The 18,360-nt window shown below is 67.6% G+C and carries 15 protein-coding genes; 9 read left to right on the top strand and 6 right to left on the bottom strand.

Annotated features, from left to right (window positions below):
* Positions 1–12: 12 nt before the first annotated feature.
* The 3 genes from A9G05_RS01400 to A9G05_RS01390 form a co-directional block, all read right to left on the bottom strand.
* Entirely contained in the window at positions 13–309 is a 297-nt protein-coding gene (locus tag A9G05_RS01400) for a hypothetical protein (RefSeq protein WP_069559279.1), read from the bottom strand.
* Between the two features lie 172 nt (positions 310–481).
* Positions 482–820, bottom strand: a complete 339-nt coding sequence (locus tag A9G05_RS01395) for a hypothetical protein (protein WP_069559278.1) — start codon at positions 818–820, stop codon at positions 482–484.
* Between the two features lie 201 nt (positions 821–1,021).
* Positions 1,022–1,645 (bottom strand): hypothetical protein, encoded by a 624-nt coding sequence (locus A9G05_RS01390; protein WP_044405879.1) that lies wholly within the window; start codon positions 1,643–1,645, stop codon positions 1,022–1,024.
* A gap of 188 nt (positions 1,646–1,833) precedes the next feature.
* Here A9G05_RS01390 and A9G05_RS01385 point away from each other — a divergent pair, with 188 nt between their 5' ends.
* Entirely contained in the window at positions 1,834–2,478 is a 645-nt protein-coding gene (locus A9G05_RS01385; protein WP_069559277.1) for an EndoU domain-containing protein, read from the top strand.
* A gap of 47 nt (positions 2,479–2,525) precedes the next feature.
* On the opposite strand, the gene A9G05_RS01380 is transcribed toward A9G05_RS01385, so the two are convergent.
* Both A9G05_RS01380 and A9G05_RS01375 read right to left on the bottom strand, forming a co-directional pair.
* Complete coding sequence (locus A9G05_RS01380; protein WP_069559276.1) at positions 2,526–3,086, bottom strand: RNA polymerase sigma factor; 561 nt, start codon at positions 3,084–3,086, stop codon at positions 2,526–2,528.
* 186 nt (positions 3,087–3,272) lie between these two features.
* On the bottom strand, positions 3,273–4,472 hold the full coding sequence (locus A9G05_RS01375) for a CaiB/BaiF CoA-transferase family protein (RefSeq protein WP_069559275.1): 1,200 nt from the start codon (positions 4,470–4,472) through the stop codon (positions 3,273–3,275).
* A gap of 224 nt (positions 4,473–4,696) precedes the next feature.
* Here A9G05_RS01375 and A9G05_RS01370 point away from each other — a divergent pair, with 224 nt between their 5' ends.
* The 8 genes from A9G05_RS01370 to A9G05_RS01335 all read left to right on the top strand — a co-directional run bounded on the left by A9G05_RS01370 (position 4,697) and on the right by A9G05_RS01335 (position 16,475).
* A complete protein-coding gene (locus tag A9G05_RS01370) occupies positions 4,697–5,314 on the top strand; it encodes a YjfI family protein (RefSeq protein WP_069559274.1) in 618 nt (205 codons plus the stop codon).
* A gap of 14 nt (positions 5,315–5,328) precedes the next feature.
* Positions 5,329–6,015, top strand: a complete 687-nt coding sequence (locus A9G05_RS01365) for a PspA/IM30 family protein (protein WP_069559273.1) — start codon at positions 5,329–5,331, stop codon at positions 6,013–6,015.
* Positions 6,016–6,065: 50 nt separating this feature from the next.
* A complete protein-coding gene (locus A9G05_RS01360) occupies positions 6,066–6,707 on the top strand; it encodes an OB-fold-containig protein (RefSeq protein WP_069559272.1) in 642 nt (213 codons plus the stop codon).
* 38 nt (positions 6,708–6,745) lie between these two features.
* Positions 6,746–8,794: a flotillin family protein gene (locus A9G05_RS01355; RefSeq protein ID WP_069559271.1), complete on the top strand. Its 2,049-nt coding sequence runs from the start codon at positions 6,746–6,748 to the stop codon at positions 8,792–8,794.
* Between the two features lie 102 nt (positions 8,795–8,896).
* Entirely contained in the window at positions 8,897–9,136 is a 240-nt protein-coding gene (locus tag A9G05_RS01350) for a hypothetical protein (RefSeq protein ID WP_069559270.1), read from the top strand.
* An 83-nt stretch (positions 9,137–9,219) separates the two neighbouring features.
* A complete protein-coding gene (locus A9G05_RS01345) occupies positions 9,220–14,460 on the top strand; it encodes a DNA repair ATPase (RefSeq protein WP_069559269.1) in 5,241 nt (1,746 codons plus the stop codon).
* A 13-nt stretch (positions 14,461–14,473) separates the two neighbouring features.
* Positions 14,474–15,163, top strand: a complete 690-nt coding sequence (locus tag A9G05_RS01340) for a phospholipase D-like domain-containing protein (protein ID WP_069559268.1) — start codon at positions 14,474–14,476, stop codon at positions 15,161–15,163.
* A gap of 133 nt (positions 15,164–15,296) precedes the next feature.
* A complete protein-coding gene (locus A9G05_RS01335) occupies positions 15,297–16,475 on the top strand; it encodes a GGDEF domain-containing protein (protein ID WP_069559267.1) in 1,179 nt (392 codons plus the stop codon).
* Between the two features lie 28 nt (positions 16,476–16,503).
* Here the strand turns inward: A9G05_RS01335 and A9G05_RS01330 are convergent, their stop codons facing one another.
* Positions 16,504–18,234, bottom strand: a complete 1,731-nt coding sequence (locus A9G05_RS01330; protein WP_069559266.1) for a hypothetical protein — start codon at positions 18,232–18,234, stop codon at positions 16,504–16,506.
* Positions 18,235–18,360: the final 126 nt, after the last annotated feature.

Here is an 18,360-nt window from a genome sequence, read left to right as displayed (position 1 = left end):
TTCCGGGGCGGATCAGTCCGTGCTCTCTTTCCCCTGCGCGTCCTGTTCCGTCACTGCAGGCACGCTGTTCTCCAACTCCAGTGGCGCTCCCCAGTCTGTCATGTCCACCGGCGTGGAGACGGCGCGCTGTCCGGGCACATAGACGTCATAGTCGATGCTGTAATTGATCTTCATGTCCGGTTCCCTGATGTCGCGTATCACCTGCCAGGCCAGGGGCCGAGGGGCGTTCGGCAGCTGGGGCGGTTTCTGGAAAATCACATAATCGCTGCCCTGCTGGCTCTGATTGAGGATCTTGATTTCATATTTCATGTCCTTTCTCCCTGTATCCGTCAGGCCCCGGACGCAATGGGGCAGACACCGATCATGGGCCAGTCCCCACCCCGTTGCCGGTTGATGGCTGTTCACAGATGCAACCTGAAAAAGGCCGGCACCTCTCAGGGAGCCGGCCTTGTCCAGATACGTGCAACGGTTGATGACGGCCTCAGTCGTTGGCCAGGTTCCAGCGATGCAGCAGACGGTGGGCGAACGGGGTGACCACCACGCCGAGCGCCACCAGGAAGACGCTGTCCAGGAACAACCCATACAGCGCCGCGAAGTATTTGCCGGCCAGGCTGCTCGGTGGGTGGGCGAGGCTGACCGAGCCCAGCATGGAGAGGGCGTTCAGCGTGGCCTCATGCCAACCCAGACCCTCCAGCATGTAGAAGCCCACGATTCCCGGTAGCAGGCCCAGCATCAGAAAGGCCAGGGCCATCGCCTGGAAGCGCAGTGCGCGCAGTATGAAGTGATCCAGTCGGGCCAGATCCTCGGTAAAACGTTCCATTTTTCACCTCTCCTGGCGCCCGTGCGGCGCAGTGCTGACGTCGGCCCCTGATCCTAGCCCAGGTGCTGCGGGCTTCGGCGCCGCGCGCCCTCTGTTCCGAGCCATCCCACGTCATGCAGGGTGAATGCCGCAGGAAGCCAGACGCGAAGAAGCCCCCGGCGATCACTCGCCGGGGGCTTCTTCATTCGGGACGCCAGGGCTTCAGCGGGCGATGAAGTCGAAGGTCCACAGGCCGCTCGGGCGGGTCAGGGTCACGTCCACTTCGGTGGCGGTGATGGGCGCCACGTAGCGGGTCATGTCCGAGAAGTTCTGCACGATGTAGGTCTGCCCGATCATGGGCGGCGTGGCGACCATGAAGTAGAAGTTGGGCTCGTACTCGAAACTCACGGTCATGCGCGAGTCCACCTTGGGCATGGTCACCACCGGGCGGCCGTTGACGTACCAGTTGCTGTCGAACTGGGTGTAGGGGTTGGTCTTGTTGATCACCCCGCACTGCTGGGGCGTCAGCTTCTCCAGCGCCAGCGACGTGGAGGCCGGCTCCAGTTGCGGCGACAGGCCGCTCGGGCTGACCGCCTGCAGCAGTTGGCCGGGCAGGATGGGGCGACGCCCAGAGATGATCTGGTTGCCGGCCTTCTCGCCGAGGCTGCTCACGTCGGTTTCGATCACCGCCTCGTAGTCGAAGGACTCCGTGGCACCGGCCGAGCCGGTGAGCACCTGCCAGGCGTGGACGCGGTAGTCGCGCTGCGGGTTTTGCGGCTTGAGGAAGACCAGCACGGTCTTGCCTTCCATGTCGTCCACATTGAAGTTCACGTTGAAAGTCGTCATGTCCTTTTCTCCTTGGTTCCGTTGTGACCCCGGCGAATGCCCGGGTCTGTGTTCCTGACGGCCGGCAAGGGCGGCTGTGAAGTGCCATTTCGTTGCGTGCGGGATGTCGGTGCCGCCTTCACGGATGCAGCCGCATTGCGTCTTGCCTGCTGGGCACTTTTCGCCCAGTCCAGTCAAGGAGAAATGCCATGGATCGCTTCGTTAACGTACTGCCGCTCGGCCTGCTGGCCGCCTGCTGCAGCCTCCCGGCCCTCGCCCAGATCGACTGCTCGGCCGGTGCTGCCGGGGTCAACCCGGTGCCGGTGCAGATCGGCGGAGGCCTCGCCAACAGCCGTATGAACCCGCAGATCAACCAGCGCCACGTCTTCTGTGGCGAGGTCAATGCCGGGGGGGCGGCGACGGGTTTCCACTCCCGGCCCAACAGTCATGACCCGCGGTTAGGTACCGGAGCGGCGGCCGCTCTCGCCGCCCAGATCACGGGGGGCGTGCAGTACATCGTCCAGCCCGGCCCCTATCGCTACCTGGGCGGTGGTATCCAGGTCGCCAATGCCGCCGGTGTGATGGTGCCCAAGGGCGGTGCGGGTTCTTCAACTTTCTTTCCGGACAGCTGCAGTCAGGTGCAGGTAGTCGCCTCGATCCGCTATGCCTACACCCATCCCTTCAGTGTCATCGGGGGGGCTGGCGGTGCCTTCACCGGGCCTTCCGCCCCATCGGTGGGGGCAGTCGGCTATTGCACCGGCGAGGCGGGCAACCCTTTCACCATTGGGGGCTTCGTCAACCAGATCGGTGGGGCCTGGACCCTGAATACGGCCTATCCCATCGGTAACTTCTGACCCTTGGCCCACCTCGCGTGCGAGGTGGGCTCTCCAGGGCGCCCCCCTCAGGGCTGCAGCCCCTGGCACAACCCGCCGACCTGTTGCCTCAGCTGATCGCGGGCCAGTTGCACCCGCTTGCGCAGGTTGGGCTCCTTGATCTGCAGGTGGCGCGCCAGCTCGCCGTAGGCCATGCCGTCCACGCAGTGCTGCCAGAGTGCATCGCCGAGGTTGGGCGGCAGTTGGTGGAGCGCCTTGCCGAGGGTCTCCATCGCCTCCCGCAGGCAGGCCTGGCGTTCGGGTTCGTTGCCGGCGCTGTCGGCCGGGTGCAGGTCCAGCCAGTCGAGGCTGCAGGTGCTCGGGGCGCTGCGCAGCCGGTCGATGCAGTGGTTGCTGGCCACCCGTCGCAACCACGCCGGGAGGTTCTCGATGTGCTCCAGGCGCTGGGGCTCGCGCAGCAGCAGGGTGAAGAGCCGCAGGCGCAGTTCGCTGAGGGCGTCCTCGGCATCCTGGCGGTTGGCGGTGAGTTGCTGGCAGCGTCTGCGCAGCACGGGTTCATGATCGATCAGCAGTTTCCACACGTGATGCGGCGTGCCTGTCTCGAGGCTCGCGTCCGGGTTGCTCGCCATGCTCGTACCTTTCCTTGTTGGTGCCGGTGGCGGTACTGCAGGGGCAGCCCTTGCCAGGCCGGCTGGAGCAAGCAGGACGAAAGGTTTCCCGGGTTTGTGAAGGGGACGAAGGGGACGTACGAGGGGGCGGATGGCGCCCCGATGGGCAGGGCGCGCGGAGAGAACGCTAGGGGAAGGGCAGGGGCGTCAGATCGCCCCGGCGGCACGCAGGGCGTCGATGCGGGCCGCGTCGTAGCCCAGCTCGCCGAGCACCTCGGCGTTGTGCTGGCCCAGCTCCGGGCCGATCCAGTCCGCCGAGCCGGGCGTGTCCGAGAGCTTGGGCACGATGCCCGGCATGCGGAACGGCTGGCCGTCCGGCAGGCGGGCCTGCAGCAGCATCTCCCGGGCGAGGAACTGCGGGTCGCTGAACATGTCCTCGGCGGAGTAGATGCGGCTGGCCGGCACCTCGGCGCGGTTCAGCGTCTCCAGCACCTGCTCCAGCGGCAGTGCCGCCACCCAGCGGTCGATCACCCCGTAGAGCTCGTCGCGGCGCGCATCGCGGCCGTCGTTGCTGGCCAGTTGTGGGTCGTTGGCCAGGTCCTCGCGGCCGATAGCGAGCATGAAGCGCTTGAAGATCGCATCACCGTTGGCGCCGATCTGCACATGCCGGCCGTCCGCGCTGGTGTGGATGGAGGAGGGGGTGATGCCGGGCATGATGTTGCCGGTGCGTTCGCGGATGAAGCCGAATACGTCGAACTCCGGGACCATCGACTCCATCATCGCGAACACCGCCTCGTAGAGCGCCACGTCCACCACCTGGCCGAGCCCGCCGTTCACCTCCCGGTGTCGCAGGGCCATCAGCGCGCCGATCACCGCCCACAGCGCGGCGATGGAGTCGCCGATGGAGATGCCGGTGCGCACTGGCGGGCGGTCCTCGAAGCCGGTGATGTAGCGCAGCCCGCCCATGGACTCGCCCACCGCGCCGAAACCCGGCTGGTCCTTCATCGGCCCGGTCTGACCGAAGCCGGACAGGCGCACCATCACCAGCTTCGGGTTCAGCGCGTGGATTACCTCCCAGCTCAGCCCCAGTTTCTCCAGTACGCCGGGGCGGAAGTTCTCGATGAGGATGTCCGCCTCCGCCAGCAGGCGCTTGAGCACCTCCAGGCCCTCGGCGTGCTTGAGGTTGAGGGTGATGGACTTCTTGTTGCGCGCCTGCACGAACCACCACAGCGAAGTGCCTTCGTAGAGCTTGCGCCACTTGCGCAGCGGGTCGCCGCCGTCGGGCGACTCCACCTTGATCACCTCGGCACCGAACTCGGCGCACAGGCGGGAGGCGAAGGGGCCGGCGATCAGCGTGCCGAGTTCGATCACTTTCAGGCCGGCGAGGGGCTTGCGGGAGGTGTCCATGGTCGTCCGGGAGGGCAGTGGAAAAGGTCGCGCTAGCCTAGACGATCCCTTCGCCCCTGGCAGCCACCGGCGTAACGCGAACCCGGTCGCGCCCCGGGACATCCGTGCTGTCCCTGGCCGGCGTCGACAGGTCTAATCGGGGTCCGTCAATCGGGGGGAAATCGTCTCGTCTATTACATGTGAGTTGTTGCGAGATCACATGTGATGGTCTAGGCTCCGTCCCCATGCAGAAATCATCCGCCCACTACCAGCGACTTTTCCGCCAGCGCCTGCGTGACCAGGGGCTGGTCAAGAAAGAGGTCTGGATCCTCCCCGAGAACGCCCGCGCGCTGCTCGCGGTGGAGCGGACGCTGCGCCAGCCCCAGCCGGGGCCGGTTCACCTGGAACAGGAGAATGCGATGGAGATGCCGCAGATCTGGAACGCCCGCGCGCTGTGCGACGCCCTGGCCGCCACCGAGCTGTTCCGCCAGGGCGAGGCCCAGGTGGAGCTGATCGAAGGCGCCGAACCGAGCCTGCTGGTGACCATGCGCGAGTTCGGCGACCTGCCCCTGTTCCTCGCCGTGCAGGGTGAGCAGATCCTCGTCGAGTCGCTGCTCTGGCCGCAGTCCGAAGTCCGTGACGTGGCGCGCTTCAACGAAGAAATCCTGCTCAGCCGCCAGCTCTTTCCGCTATCCAGCATCGGTTTGGAGACGCGACCAGGCGGCGAGCGTTGCTACATCATGTTCGGCGCTTTGAGCGCCCGTTCGATCCTGTCCAACGTGCTGTTCGAGATCGAGACCCTGGCCAGCAACGTCATCCGCGCCACGGAAGCCTACGAAGGCTACCTGGCGCCCCAGGCCTGACCCCGGAGAAACCCATGAACGTATGGAGCAAGCTGATCGACGCCCTGCGCGGCGGCCTCGGCGAAGCCGGCGAGGCGCTGGTGGACAGCCAGGCCCTGCGCATCCTCGACCAGGAGATCCGCGACGCCGACCAGGCCCTGCGTCAGGCCCGCGAAGCCCTGGCCGGCGTCATGGCCCGGCAGAAGCTCGCCGACGAGCGCGCCGCCCAGTGCCAGGCCAAGGTCGACGAATACGAAGGCTATGCCCTCAAGGCCCTGGAAAGCGGCAACGAGGCCCTGGCCCGTGAAGTGGCAGAGAAGATCGCCGATCTGGAAACGCAGCGCCGGAGCGAGCGCGACCAGGCCGAAGGCTTCGGCACCCAGGTCGCCCAGCTGCGCAAGGCCGTGGCCCAGGCCGAGGCAAACATCCGCCACCTCAAGCAACAGGTGGACACGGTCAAGGCCACCGAAAGCGTGCAGCGTGCCCAGCAGGCCGTGGCCCAGCGCCAGGGCGATACCCACAGCCGCCTGGGCACCGCCCTGGACTCGCTGGAGCGCCTCAAGCGCCAGCAGGCCGAGCGTGCTGCGCGGCTGGAGGCGGCCGACGAACTGGCCAGCGCCGAGCGCGGCGACGACCTGGAGGCACGCCTGCGTGCCGCCGGCATCGCCACCGGCCCCAGCAGCGCCGACAGCGTCCTGGCGAGGCTCCGGGACCGGCGCTGATCCGCCCGACTGCGGCCCGCCCGCCCTGTTTCAAGGACTGGAAACGAACGATGGACCTCTTCCTGATCACCGCCCTCTCATTCCCCACCGTGGTGTTCAGCTTCCTGCTGCTCATCGCGGTCATCTACTGGACCGTGGTCGCCTTCGGCCTGCTGGAGGTGGACCTGCTGGACGTCGAGGCCGACTCCCTGCTCGAAGGCAACGGCAACGCCGAAGGACTCGCCGGCCTGCTGTCGAAGCTCAAGCTCAACGGCGTGCCGGTCACCCTGGTGCTGACCCTGCTGTTCTTCTTCGGCTGGTTCATCAGCTACTTCGTCGAACTCTGGCTGCTCGGTCAACTGCCCCTCGGCTGGCTGCGCTACCCGCTCGGGCTGGTGGTGATGATCGGCGCCCTGGTACTGGCCGTGCCCATCGCCGCCACCCTGTGCCGCCCCCTGCGCCCGCTGTTCCTCAAGGCCGAGGCCACCAGCACCCGCAGCGTCATCGGCCAGACGGCCGTGGTGCGCAGTGGCCGCGTCACCCACGAGCAGGGTGAGGCCGTGCTGGAGGACGGTGGCGCCGGGCTGATCCTCAAGGTCCGTGCCGACGAAGCCCTCGGGCTCAAACGCGGCGATCGCGTCGTGTTACTGGAATACCTGGAGGCGCAGCACGCCTATCGGGTCATCACCGAGGACGAATTCCGGGGCCTCTGACCCCCGGTGTGCCTCAGCATCAAAGGAGAATGATTGCAATGAACCTAGCCTCGCTGCTGCCCATCCTGATCGGCGCCGGTCTCGTCGTCCTCGTGGTCGTCGGGCTCCTGGCCCTGTTCAAGGCCTTCTACATCAAGGTCCCGCAGGGCACCGCACTGATCGTCAACGACATGTCCTCCACCCCCAAGGTGCACTTCACCGGCGCCCTGGTGTACCCGGTCATCCACCTCAAGGAGTTCATGCGCATCTCGCTGATCACCCTGGAAGTGGACCGCCGTGGCAAGGACGGCCTCATCTGCCGTGACAACATGCGCGCCGACATCACCGTCGCCTTTTACCTGCGCGTCAACGAAACCCAGCAGGACGTGCTCAAGGTGGCCAAGGCCATCGGCGTAGACCGCGCCTCCGACCGGGCAGCGGTGAACGAACTGTTCAACGCCAAGTTCTCCGAAGCGCTGAAGACCGTCGGCAAGCAGTTCGACTTCGTCGAGCTGTTCGAGAACCGCCAGGACTTCCGCGACCGCATCATCGAAGTGATTGGCAACGACCTGAACGGCTACGTGCTGGAAGACGTCGCCATCGACTACCTGGAACAGACCGCCAAGCACTCCCTCGACCCGAGCAACATCCTCGACGCCGAAGGCATTCGCAAGATCACCGAGCTGACCGCCAACCAGAACGTCATCACCAACGAACTGGAGCGCAACCAGGAACTGGCGATCCAGAAGAAGAACGTCGAGACCCGCGAAGCCGCCCTGGCCCTCGAACGCCAGCAGGCCGATGCCGAGGCCCGGCAGAAGCGCGAGATCGAAACCATCCGCGCCCGCGAGGAGGCCGAGACCGCCAAGGTCAAGGAAGAGGAGCGCCTCAAGGCCGAGCAGGCCCGTATCCAGGCCCAGCAGGAAATCGACATCCGCGTCGAGAACCACCAGCGCGAAGTGGAAGTGGCCCAGCAGAACCGCCAGCGCGCCGTGGTCATCGAAGTGGAGAAGGTCACCCGTGCCAAGGACCTGGAAGTGGTCGCCCGCGAGCGCGAAGTCGAGCTGCAGCGCATCGAAAAGGAAAAGGCGCTGGAAGAACAGCGCAAGAACATCGCCAACGTGATCCGCGAGCGCGTCGCCGTCGAGAAGACCGTCGCCCAGGAAGAAGAGCGCATCAAGGAAGTGCGTGAGGTCTCCGAGGCCGAGCGCGCCAAGCAGGTCATCGTGCTCCAGGCACAGGCCGAAGCCGAGCAGGAGCTGGTGCGCCAGGTCAAGCAGGCCGAAGCCGACGAAACCCGCTCCAAGCACAAGGCCGTCGAGATCAACAACCTCGCCCAGGCTGAACTGGAAGCCGCGGCCAAGCAGGCCGAAGCCAAGAAGCGCATGGCCGAAGGCATCGAGGCCGAGCGTGCCGCCCCCGGCCTGGCCGATGCCCGTGTGCTGGAAGCGACCGCCGCCGCGAAGGAGAAGGACGGCCTCGCCGATGCCCGCGTACGCGCCGAACAGTTGATTGCCGAAGCCCGTGGCGAGCAGGAGAAGGGCCTCGCCGAAGCCCGCATCCTCGAAGCCCAGGCCGCCGCCAAGGAGAAGGACGGTCTTGCCGAGGCCAAGGTGCTGGAAGAGAAGCTCGGTGCCCAGGCCCGTGGTGAAGAACAGCTCGGTGCCGCCAAGGCCAAGGCCACCCACGACCAGGGCAGCGCTGAAGCCGACATCCTGCTGCAGCGCCTGAGTGCCGAGGCCGAAGGCCTGGGCAAGAAGTTCAGCGCCCTCGACGCCCTCAGCGACAGCGCCCGCCAGCACGAAGAGTTCCGCATGCAGCTGGAGAAGAGCTTCGAGGAAGCCATGGCCGCCATCGCCGCCAACAAGGACATCGCCAAGGACCAGGCCGAAGTGCTCGCCACCGCCATGGCCCAGGCGAAGATCGAGATCGTCGGTGGCGAAGGCGACTTCTTCAACTCCTTCGCCAAATCGCTCTCCGTGGGCAAGGCCATCGAAGGCGTGGTGGGCAAGAGCCCCGTGGTACAGGACGTGCTCGCCCGCCTGCTCAACGGTCGCACCCCGGCCGTCGCAGCCAAGGCTGACGCCGTACCGGCGGCCGAAGCCTGATCGAGCGGGCCCCGGAACCCCCGGGGCCCTACACCGCGCACAGGGTCCGCCCCGCCTTGCGAAAGGGGCCGGGCCCGCCTACCCGCCAAGAGGAATCCCGCCATGGCCGAATCCCGTGATTACCTTGAGCTGTCCTTCCGCTCCATCCACTGCTTCGCCAACGACGGTCGTCTGGACGTGCACGAACTGGCCGCCCTGCTGGCCATCGCCGAGCGCGACGGCGTCATCGACGACAACGAGAAGCGCGTGCTGAAGAAGATCCTCGCCCACGTCAGGCCCGAGGAAGTCGACCCCACCCTGCGCGAGCAGATGGCCGAGGTCGCCCGCAAGATCGGCGCCTGAGCCCAGGCCCCGCGCCCCCGCGTACCCGGCCCCTCCACCCGAGGGGCCCTGTTCGCAGACCCAGCAGATTCAGGAAGAACATGATGTCGGATGTCACCGCCGCAACCCCCGCACAGGATGTATTGGACAAGGCCGTCGCCGAAGGCGGCGCCTACGAGGTGCTGCACAAGCGCCTGCAGGACCAGGGGCAGCGCCTGCGGCAGACCACCGACAGCCTCAACCAGCGCCGCCTCGAAGCCTTCGGCGACAGCCGCATGGACGTCATCGGTCGGGTACGCATCCGCACCGAGAACAACTGCATCGCCCGCGACATCGTCCAGGTCGGCGACTGCCTGCTGTTCGGCTACAACGTCTTCATCGGCCTGAGGAAGGAAACCGGCATCGCCGACGTCTTCTCCCTCTACCGCCTGGTGGAAGGGGAGGAGGGCCATGACGCCGAGCCGGTGCCGCTGGAAGGCACCTTCCTCGCCGCCCAGGGCTTCCTCAACGACTTCAACGAGCTCTACACCTACTACAAGAACACCCGCCTGCTGCAGTTGGCCATCCGCGACGGCAAGCTGCTGGCGAGCTTCCAGATCGGCGAGCGCATCACCGACATCCGCGTGTTCCGCTGGTCCCTCTCCAGCGACGGGCGCGACGTGCGCTACATCGACAACCGTGGCGAGCGCGACATCGCCCTGCCGTCGCCCTTCGACTTCGAATGGAAAAAGGCCACCCGCGAGATGGTGGTCCAGGGCCGCCACCCGCACCTGAACATCCTCGACACCGTGTTCGTCGAGACCATCGGCGGCGACCTCACCCTCAAGATCGAGAACAACACCGAGGACGGCCTCGGCATCTACCGCGAAGAGGTGCTGGACAAGACCCAGTCCCTCGACGACGCCCAGATCGAATTCGCCCGCCTCGGCAGCCTGGTGCTGCTCAAGGTGCTGCCCTACCGCGAGGAGCAGTGGCGCTACCTGGTCTACAACAGCCTGACACGCCAGGTGGAGCGCATCGACGCCATCGGCCAGGCCTGCGTCCAGCTACCCGAAGACCACGGCATCATCTTCCCCGGCGGCTGCTACCTGCAGAACGGCGAATACAAGACCTTCGACGCCTCCATGGCCGGCATGCGCTTCAAGCGCAGCGTGCGCTCGCCAAACGGCGAAGACGTGCAGTACATCTTCTACCACCCCGAGGAGGGCCGTTCGGTCCTGCTCACCTACAACCTCATCAGCCGCCAGTTGCAGAACCCGCTGTTCGGCCACGGCTACGCGCGCCTGGAAGACGGGCGCATGGTGATCTTCGCCGCCGAGGGCGACGAGCCGACCCGCATCCACCCCATGCAGATCTGGCAGACCCCGTTTTTCACCGAGGAGTACGCCGCTCGCCAGCCGGCCCGCAGCGGCTTCTTCGGGCGCATCGGCAACGCCGAGCTGGTGCGCGGCGTCTCCGACCTCTACGGCCTGTGCCGCGAGATCGAAACCCCCTCCGTCTCGGTGCAGCGCTACACCCAGCTGTGCCAGGGCACCCGCCGCCTGTTCGACGTCTACCACTGGCTCGGCAGCGACGAACTCGACGGGCTCGCCCCGCTGCTGCGGGAAGTGGCCGCCACCGCCGAACGGGTGCTGGACGAATACGAGAAGGTCGAAAGCATCCGCCGCCAGTCCGACCAGGCCATGGCCGGTGCCGAAGCGCAGCAGAAGGCCCTGCTCGGGCGCCTCCAGGCCGCCGGCTGGGAACAGGCCCAGGACTACGTCGACGCCCTCAACGGCATCACCGCCCAGCGCGGCCTGCTGCTGACCATCCGTGACTACCGCTACATCGACGTCGCCCGCATCGACGCCATGGAAGCCGAGCTGCAGGAGGCCCAGGCGCGCACCGCTGCCGCCACCGCCACCTTCCTCGCCAGCGACCAGGCCCTGCAGCCCTTCGTCATCCGCCTGGAAGCGCTGGACGTCGAGGCGCAGAAGGCCGAGACCGTCGCCCTCCTGGCCCCGCCGCTGGAGGCCCTGCAGGCCATGGCCGGCGACCTGGACATGCTGTCCAACCTGATGGGCTCGCTGCAGATCGACGACGCCACCCAGCGCACCCGCATCATCGAGTCCATCTCCGAGATCTACGCCCGCCTCAACCAGGCCAAGGCCCGCGCCGAGCAGCGCCGCAAGGCCCTCGGCTCCACCGAATCGGTGGCCCAGTTCGGTGCCCAGTTCAAGCTGTTCGGCCAGGGCATCGTCAACGCCCTGGCCCAGGCCCAGGACCCCGAACGCTGCGACGAGCAACTGTCGCGCCTGCTGGTGCAACTGGAGGAACTGGAAAGCCGCTTCGGCGACCACGAGCAGTTCCTCGGCGACATCCTCAGCAAGCGCGAGGAGCTGCTGGAAACCTTCGAGGCCCACAAGCAATCCCTGCTCGACGAGCGCCAGCGCAAGGCCCAGGGCCTGCAGGACGCCGCCCGGCGCATCCTCGACAGCCTCGGCCGGCGCACCGCCAGGTTCACCCAGGCCGAGGAGCTCAACGCCTTCTTCGCCGCCGACCCGCTGATCCTCAAGCTGCGCGAACTGGCCCAGCGCCTGCGCGAGCTCAACGACAGCGTCAAGGCCGACGACGTCGAGGCCCGCCTCAAGGGGGCCCGCGACCAGGCCGTGCGTGCCCTGCGCGACAAGAGCGAACTGTTCGAAGCCGGCGGCAACGTCATCAAGCTCGGCCCGCGCCACCGCTTCAGCGTCAACACCCAGGAACTGGACCTGACCCTGCTGCCCCGTGGCGACGGGCTCTACCTGCACCTCACCGGCACCGACTTCCTCGAACCCCTGCACGACCCCGAACTGGACGCCCTCAAGGCCTTCTGGCAGGTGGCGCTGGAGTCCGAGTCCGAGCGCCTCTATCGCGCCGAGTACCTGGCCGGCGAAGTGCTCGACGCCGCCGACGGCCAGCGCGAAGGCCTCAGCCTGGACGGCCTCAAGGCCCTGCTGGCGCAGCCCGAGGAACTGGCGCGGGTGGTGCGCGACTTCGCCGCCCCGCGCTACCGCGACGGCTACGAGAAGGGCATCCACGACCACGACGCCGCCGCCATCCTCCAGCACCTGCTGCCCCTGCGCGAAAGCGCCGGGCTGCTGCGCTTCGGCGCCGTGCCCCGAGCCTTCGCCACGCTGTTCTGGGATGCCGCGCGGCAGGGTGAGAGCGGCACCGCCTGGCCCGAGCGTGCCCGCACCAGCCGGCACATCCAGCAACTGTTCGGCCGCGCCGATGGCCTGCTGGCGCTGCGGGCCGAAGTGACCGACGCCCTGCAGGCCTTCCTCGCCGAGCACCCGCTACCGCTGCAGCCGGGCCAGGTCGCCGAGGCCGCCGAATACCTGGTGCAGGAGCTGGCCGCCGAGCGCATCGAATTCACCTTCAGCAAGTACGCCCGCCAGTTGTACGAAGGGCTCAAGCTGCGCCTGCAAGGCGCGCGCATGTGGGACGACTACCAGGCCGCCGTGGGTCGCCTTGACGGGCGCCCGGCGGCCCAGTGGGCGCTGGTCGGCCACTGGCTCGACGGCCTCTGCGGCGAAGAGGGCTTTGCCGGCCTCGCCGATTACCGCGCCGAAGCCGTCGCCCTGGCGTTGCTGCGCGCCGACTTCCCGCAGCGCTTCACCGAAGTGGACCTGCGCTTCAGCGTGAGCGGCCTGATGGGCGAGCACCCGCGCATCCAGGACCACAGCCTGGCGCTGGCGGTGGACGACTTCTTCGGCCGCCTGCGCGAGCACCGCGAGCACGTATTGCCTGGCCTGCGCCAGTACCAGGCGCTGCGCCAGGCACTGGTCACCCGCCAGCGCGAGGCCCTGCGCCTGGCCGAGTTCAAGCCGCGCCCGCTGACCTCCTTCGTGCGCAACAAACTGATCAACGACGTCTACCTCGGCATCATCGGCGACAACCTGGCCAAGCAGATGGGCACCGTCGGCGAGAACAAGCGCACCGACCTGATGGGCCTGTTGATGCTCATCTCGCCCCCCGGCTACGGCAAGACGACGCTGATGGAGTATGTCGCCCACCGCCTGGGGCTGATCTTCATGAAGATCAACGGCCCGGCCCTGGGCCATGAGGTGCGCTCCCTCGACCCGGCCCAGGCGCCCGACGCCACCTCGCGCCAGGAGCTGGAGAAGCTCAACCTGGCCCTGGAGATGGGCAACAACGTGATGCTCTACGTCGACGACATCCAGCACACCCACCCGGAATTCCTGCAGAAGTTCATCTCCCTCTGCGACGGCACCCGGCGCATCGAGGGCGTGTGGAAGGGCCGCACCAAGACCTACGACATGCGCGGCAAGAAGTTCTGCGTGGTGATGTCCGGCAACCCCTACACCGAGTCCGGCGAGGTGTTCAAGATCCCCGACATGCTCGCCAACCGCGCCGACATCTATAACCTCGGCGACACCCTGGGCGGCATGCAGGACGCCTTCGCCCTCAGCTACATCGAGAACGCCCTGACCTCCAACCCGGTGCTGGCACCCCTGGCCACCCGCGACATGGCCGACGTCTATCGCTTCGTCGCCAAGGCCGAGGGCAAGCCCTTCTCCGCCAACGAACTGAGCCACAGTTACAGCGGCGCCGAGATCAACGAGATCACCACCACCCTGCAACGCCTCATGCAGGTGCGCGACGTGGTGCTCAAGGTCAACCAGCAGTACATCGCCAGCGCCGCCCAGGCCGACACCTACCGCACCGAGCCGCCGTTCAAGCTGCAGGGCAGCTACCGCAACATGAACAAGATGGCGGAGAAGGTCTCGGCCGTGATGAACGACGCCGAACTGATGCAACTGCTGGCCGACCACTACCAGGGCGAATCCCAGTTGCTCACCACCGGCGCCGAGGAGAACCTGCTCAAGCTCGCCGAACTGCGCGGCAACCAGAGCGCCGAACAGGCCGAGCGCTGGGCCCGGATCAAGCGCGACTTCATGCGCAACAAATCCATGGGCGGCAGCGACAGCGACGTCGGCACCCGCGTGGTGGCCCAGCTCAACGACCTGGTGGAGAGCGTGCGCGGGCTGGCCCACCGCGACGTCCCCGCCGCCGCCGCCGAGGTGCCATGGGAGACCCTGCTGGAGCGCCTGGAGACGCTGGTGCAACCGCCCGCCGCGCTCAAGGTGGACGTCACCGCCCCGGCTCAGGAAGGCGTGCGCGAAGTCCTGCTGAGCCTGGCCGATAGCCTGGAGAACAGCTTCATGCCGCTGATCCGCATCATGGACAAGAAGATCGACGTCGACCTGCGCACCCACCACCGCATCACCGACATCGCCAACCGCCTCAACGAACTGGGTGGCGCCCTGCCGACGCCCGGCACCGACGGCACGCCCACCTGACCCGGAGGTCGCCATGGATTTCGCAGGACTCGACCAGCAGCTGCGTGACAGCCTGCAGGACCTGAAACTGAGCAACGAGGAGCGCGACGAACTACGCGAACTGGGCAGCGAGCTGGGCCCGGATCAGGTGCGCTACCTGCGCAACCGCGCCTTCGACCTGGTGCGCGAGCTGTGCCGGGCCGACCCGGCCAACCTGCAGCCGGCGCTCAAGTGGCTGGAACAGGTGGTGCGCACCCTCGATCTGGCCAGTACCGTCGCCCCGACCCTGGCCAGTGCCCACTTCAGCCCCGGCGAGGAGTGCCGGCGCAAGATCCGCGAGCTGTGCCGCCAGGCCCGGCATAGCGTGGACATCTGCGTCTACACCATCTCCGACGACCAACTGAGCAGCGAGATCGTCGCCTGCCACGGGCGCGGTGTGCGTGTAAGGGTGATCAGCGACAACGAAAAACAGCACGACGAGGGCAGCGACATCCAGGCCCTGCGCCACGCCGGGGTCGACGTGCGCATCGACGACAGCCCCTTCCACATGCACCACAAGTTCGCCCTGTTCGACGGCCGTCTGCTGCTCAACGGCAGCTTCAACTGGACCCGCAGCGCCAGCACCAGCAACGAGGAGAACCTGCTGGTGATCGACAACGCCCACCTGGTGGCGCGCTACCTGGCGGAATTCGAGAGCCTTTGGGGTCGCTACGCCCCCCGCTGAAACGCCGCGCGTGACGCTGTCACATGCGGGGAGTAAAGTGCGACGCCGTTCGCATTACGGCTGACCACTCCTTTCCCGTGCGCCGCCTTCACCAGGCCGGTCGCCGGTTGCTCCCCGTCCCTGGACAGTGCAGATGGACCTTCACATCCCCACCCTGGTGCTGGTGGACGTCTACATTCTCGCCCTGCTCGGCATCCTCGCCGGGCGGGCCTGGCGTCGCGGCACCCCTGAGCCGACCCTCGGCTACCTGAGCCTGACCCTGCTGCTCGGCGCCTTCTGCACCGTGCTCGGCAGCCTGCGCGGCCTGGGCATCGACTGGGTGCCGATCATCATCGGCAACCTGCTGCTGCAACTCAGTTGCGCCGCCAGTTGGACCTCCATGCGGGTGTTCGCCGGTCGGCCCATTCATTTCGCCGGTTTCCTTGCCGGGCCGCTGCTGTGGCTGGCGCTTTGCGCCGTGCCGGCGTTCTACGCTTCGCTGCCGGCGCGGATCATGCTCAGTTGCGTGCTGATGATCACCTACACCGCGCTCGCCGCTTTCGAGCTGTGGCGCGCCCGGCGCAGCCTGCAGGTGTCCATCGCCCCGGCCATGGCGCTGCACCTGATGCACGTAGCGACCTACGGCGTGCGCCTGGTGGTGGATCGTGGTGAGCCGTTCCAGCGGCTGGCCAACGGGCAGGCCAGCCCCTTCTTTGCGATTCTGGTGTTCGAGACGCTGCTGTACGCCATCGGCGTCGCCTTCGTCACCCTGGCCATGGTCCGTGAGCGGGCCGAGCTGCAGTACAAGCACGCCGCCTACAGCGACCCGCTGACCGGCGTCGGCAACCGCCGCGCCTTCATGGACTCCGGCCAGGCCCTGCTGGAGCGTTGCGCACGGCGTGGGGAGGGCGTGATGCTGCTGCTCTGCGACCTGGACAACTTCAAACGCCTCAACGACTCCTTCGGCCACGCCAGCGGCGACGCCGCCCTGGTGGGCTTCACCCGCATCGCCGCCGCACGCATGCGCCGGCACGACGTGTTCGGGCGCATCGGTGGGGAAGAGTTCGCCTGCCTGCTGGCCGATGCCGATGGCGCCACCGCCATGCGGGTGGCCGAACGCATCCGCCACGAGTTCGCCGAGAGCTGCCCCGAGGCGCCGGGGCCACTCAGCGTCAGCATCGGCGTGACCGGCAGCGGCGAAGCGGGGTACGACTTGTCGCGGCTGCTGTCCCTGGCGGACAAGGCCCTCTACCGGGCCAAGGCCCAGGGGCGCAACCGCGTGGAGTGCTACCGCGAGGTCGTGGCCACGCCAAGCGGCGAGTCGGCGGCCTGAGCCGCCGGCCTCTATTGATGGGCGGCCTTCAGGCTGCCACTGGAAGGGGTTGGACCAGGCCGTTGTTCAGCGTCGCCATCAACTGCTGGTGCAGGGTGGCGGCCCGTTGCGGGTCGTCCGTCTGCAGCCGGTCGATGGCCTGGTGCAATTGGGCCAGGGGGTTCTCCTCCCGCATCAGGTTGGTCAGCGACAGGCTGGCGATGGCGTCCTCGAAGCGCCCGTGCCGGATGTGGTCCAGCAGCAGGGCTTCTTCCAGCCTGCGTTCGAGGCTCTGCATCGCCTGCAGTCGACCCTGCAAGGCCTGGGCCTTGGCGGTGTCGCCCAGGGCCAGGTAGGCCAGGCCGATGGCCTCCAGACTGGGGGTGAGGCCCTCTTCGTACTCCAGGGCTTCGGTCTGCTGCGGATCGTCCACATCGAGCAGGCAGGCCTCCACCCAATGCTGGGCGCGGGGCACTTCGCCCAGGTCGCGCAGCAGCGGGGCCTGCTCGGCCAGCTTGGTCACGCGGCCGTCCAGGTCCAGCGCGGCATTCAGTTGTTCGATCTCCTCCAGGTGCGTGCGCACCCCGTAGGCGTCGCGCTGGTGTACCGGCAGGGCGGCCTGCTGGCGCAGCCAGCCTTCCAGGGCGAACAGGCGCAGCCAGCCCCAGTTGTCCTCGCCACGGATCCGCTCCAGCTCGGCCAGCGCCTGGCGTCGCAGCTCGTCGGCCCAGGCCGGGTGCCGGCTGAGGTTGTGTTCCCACAGGGTGAGCAGCAGCCAGATGCGCTGGCCCGGCTCGTGGGCGCGGGAGTCCAGCAGGGCGTTGGCCTGGGCCAGGTCGCCCTGCTCGGCGTGCCAGTCCACCAGGCGCATCAGCAACTCGTCGTAGTGATGCACCGGCGCACAGTCCACCACCCGCAGCGCGGTATCCGGCTGCGCCGTGGCCAGGGCGTGGTCCATCAGCTCGGTGTGGGTGAAGTAGCCGGTCTGCTCGCCCAGGTCGGCCAGCAGTTCGAAGGCGGCCTCGGTCTGGCCACCCTCCATCAGCGCCAGCACGGCCTGGCCCTGTTCCTCCATCGGCAGTTGCCTGGCCAGCGCCAGGGCGCGGGGCACCTCGCCCAGTTCGGCTAGGCCAGTGAGCACCGTCTTCAGGTCCTGGGTGGGCAGGCTGGTGTCCGGCTCCGGGTGGGCCAGCAGCTCCCAGGCCCGCTCCAGGCTGCGCAGGGCCGCCTGGGGTTGCTGCAGGCGACGCTGCAGCCCGGCGAGGATGAGGTTCTGCGGGCCGGACAGACTCTGGCCGGTGCCCTGTTCCTGTTGCTGGGTGAGGGTGTCGAGCTGGGCTCGGGCCTGGGCGTCCTGGCCGCAGGCGAGCAGCAGCGGGATCTGCAGCAGCGGCGACTCCGGCAGCGGGCGCTCCAGGCGCTCCAGCAGGGACAGGGCCGCGTGCGGGTCCTGGGCCTCCAGGTAGTGTTCCAGCATGTTGTCCAGGGCGCTCTGCTGGTAGCCGTCGCGCAGTTCGGCCAGGGCGGCGAGGGCGGCCTGCTCCTCACCGGCACGCAGCAGCGCCGGGGCCACCTGGTGCAACGCCAACTGGCGAGCCTCGCCCTGCAGGCCCTGGGCCATCTCCAGCGCCAGGCGCGGCTCGAACAGGCTCAGCAGGGCCGTGCGGTTCACCTGGCCAGCCTCCTGCAGATAGGCTTCCAGGCTGCCGTCGTCGCGGTTGACGAAGTACAGCATGGCGGCGATGCCCACGATGACGACCAGGACAATGAGTAGTTCCATAGGCTTCCTTTTCCCGTGTTCCACACGCCCGGCCGGGCGCGGCGTCGGTCTTATAAAGGCCGTCGCCGGGCCTGGCAACCCGCGCCGCGCATACCTGGGACTGATTGCCCATTTCCGCTTCGCGGG

The organism is Pseudomonas sp. ENNP23 (genome assembly GCF_001728945.1).
Taxonomy (GTDB): domain Bacteria; phylum Pseudomonadota; class Gammaproteobacteria; order Pseudomonadales; family Pseudomonadaceae; genus Metapseudomonas; species Metapseudomonas otitidis.
This window is presented reverse-complemented; position numbering and strand designations above follow the sequence as displayed.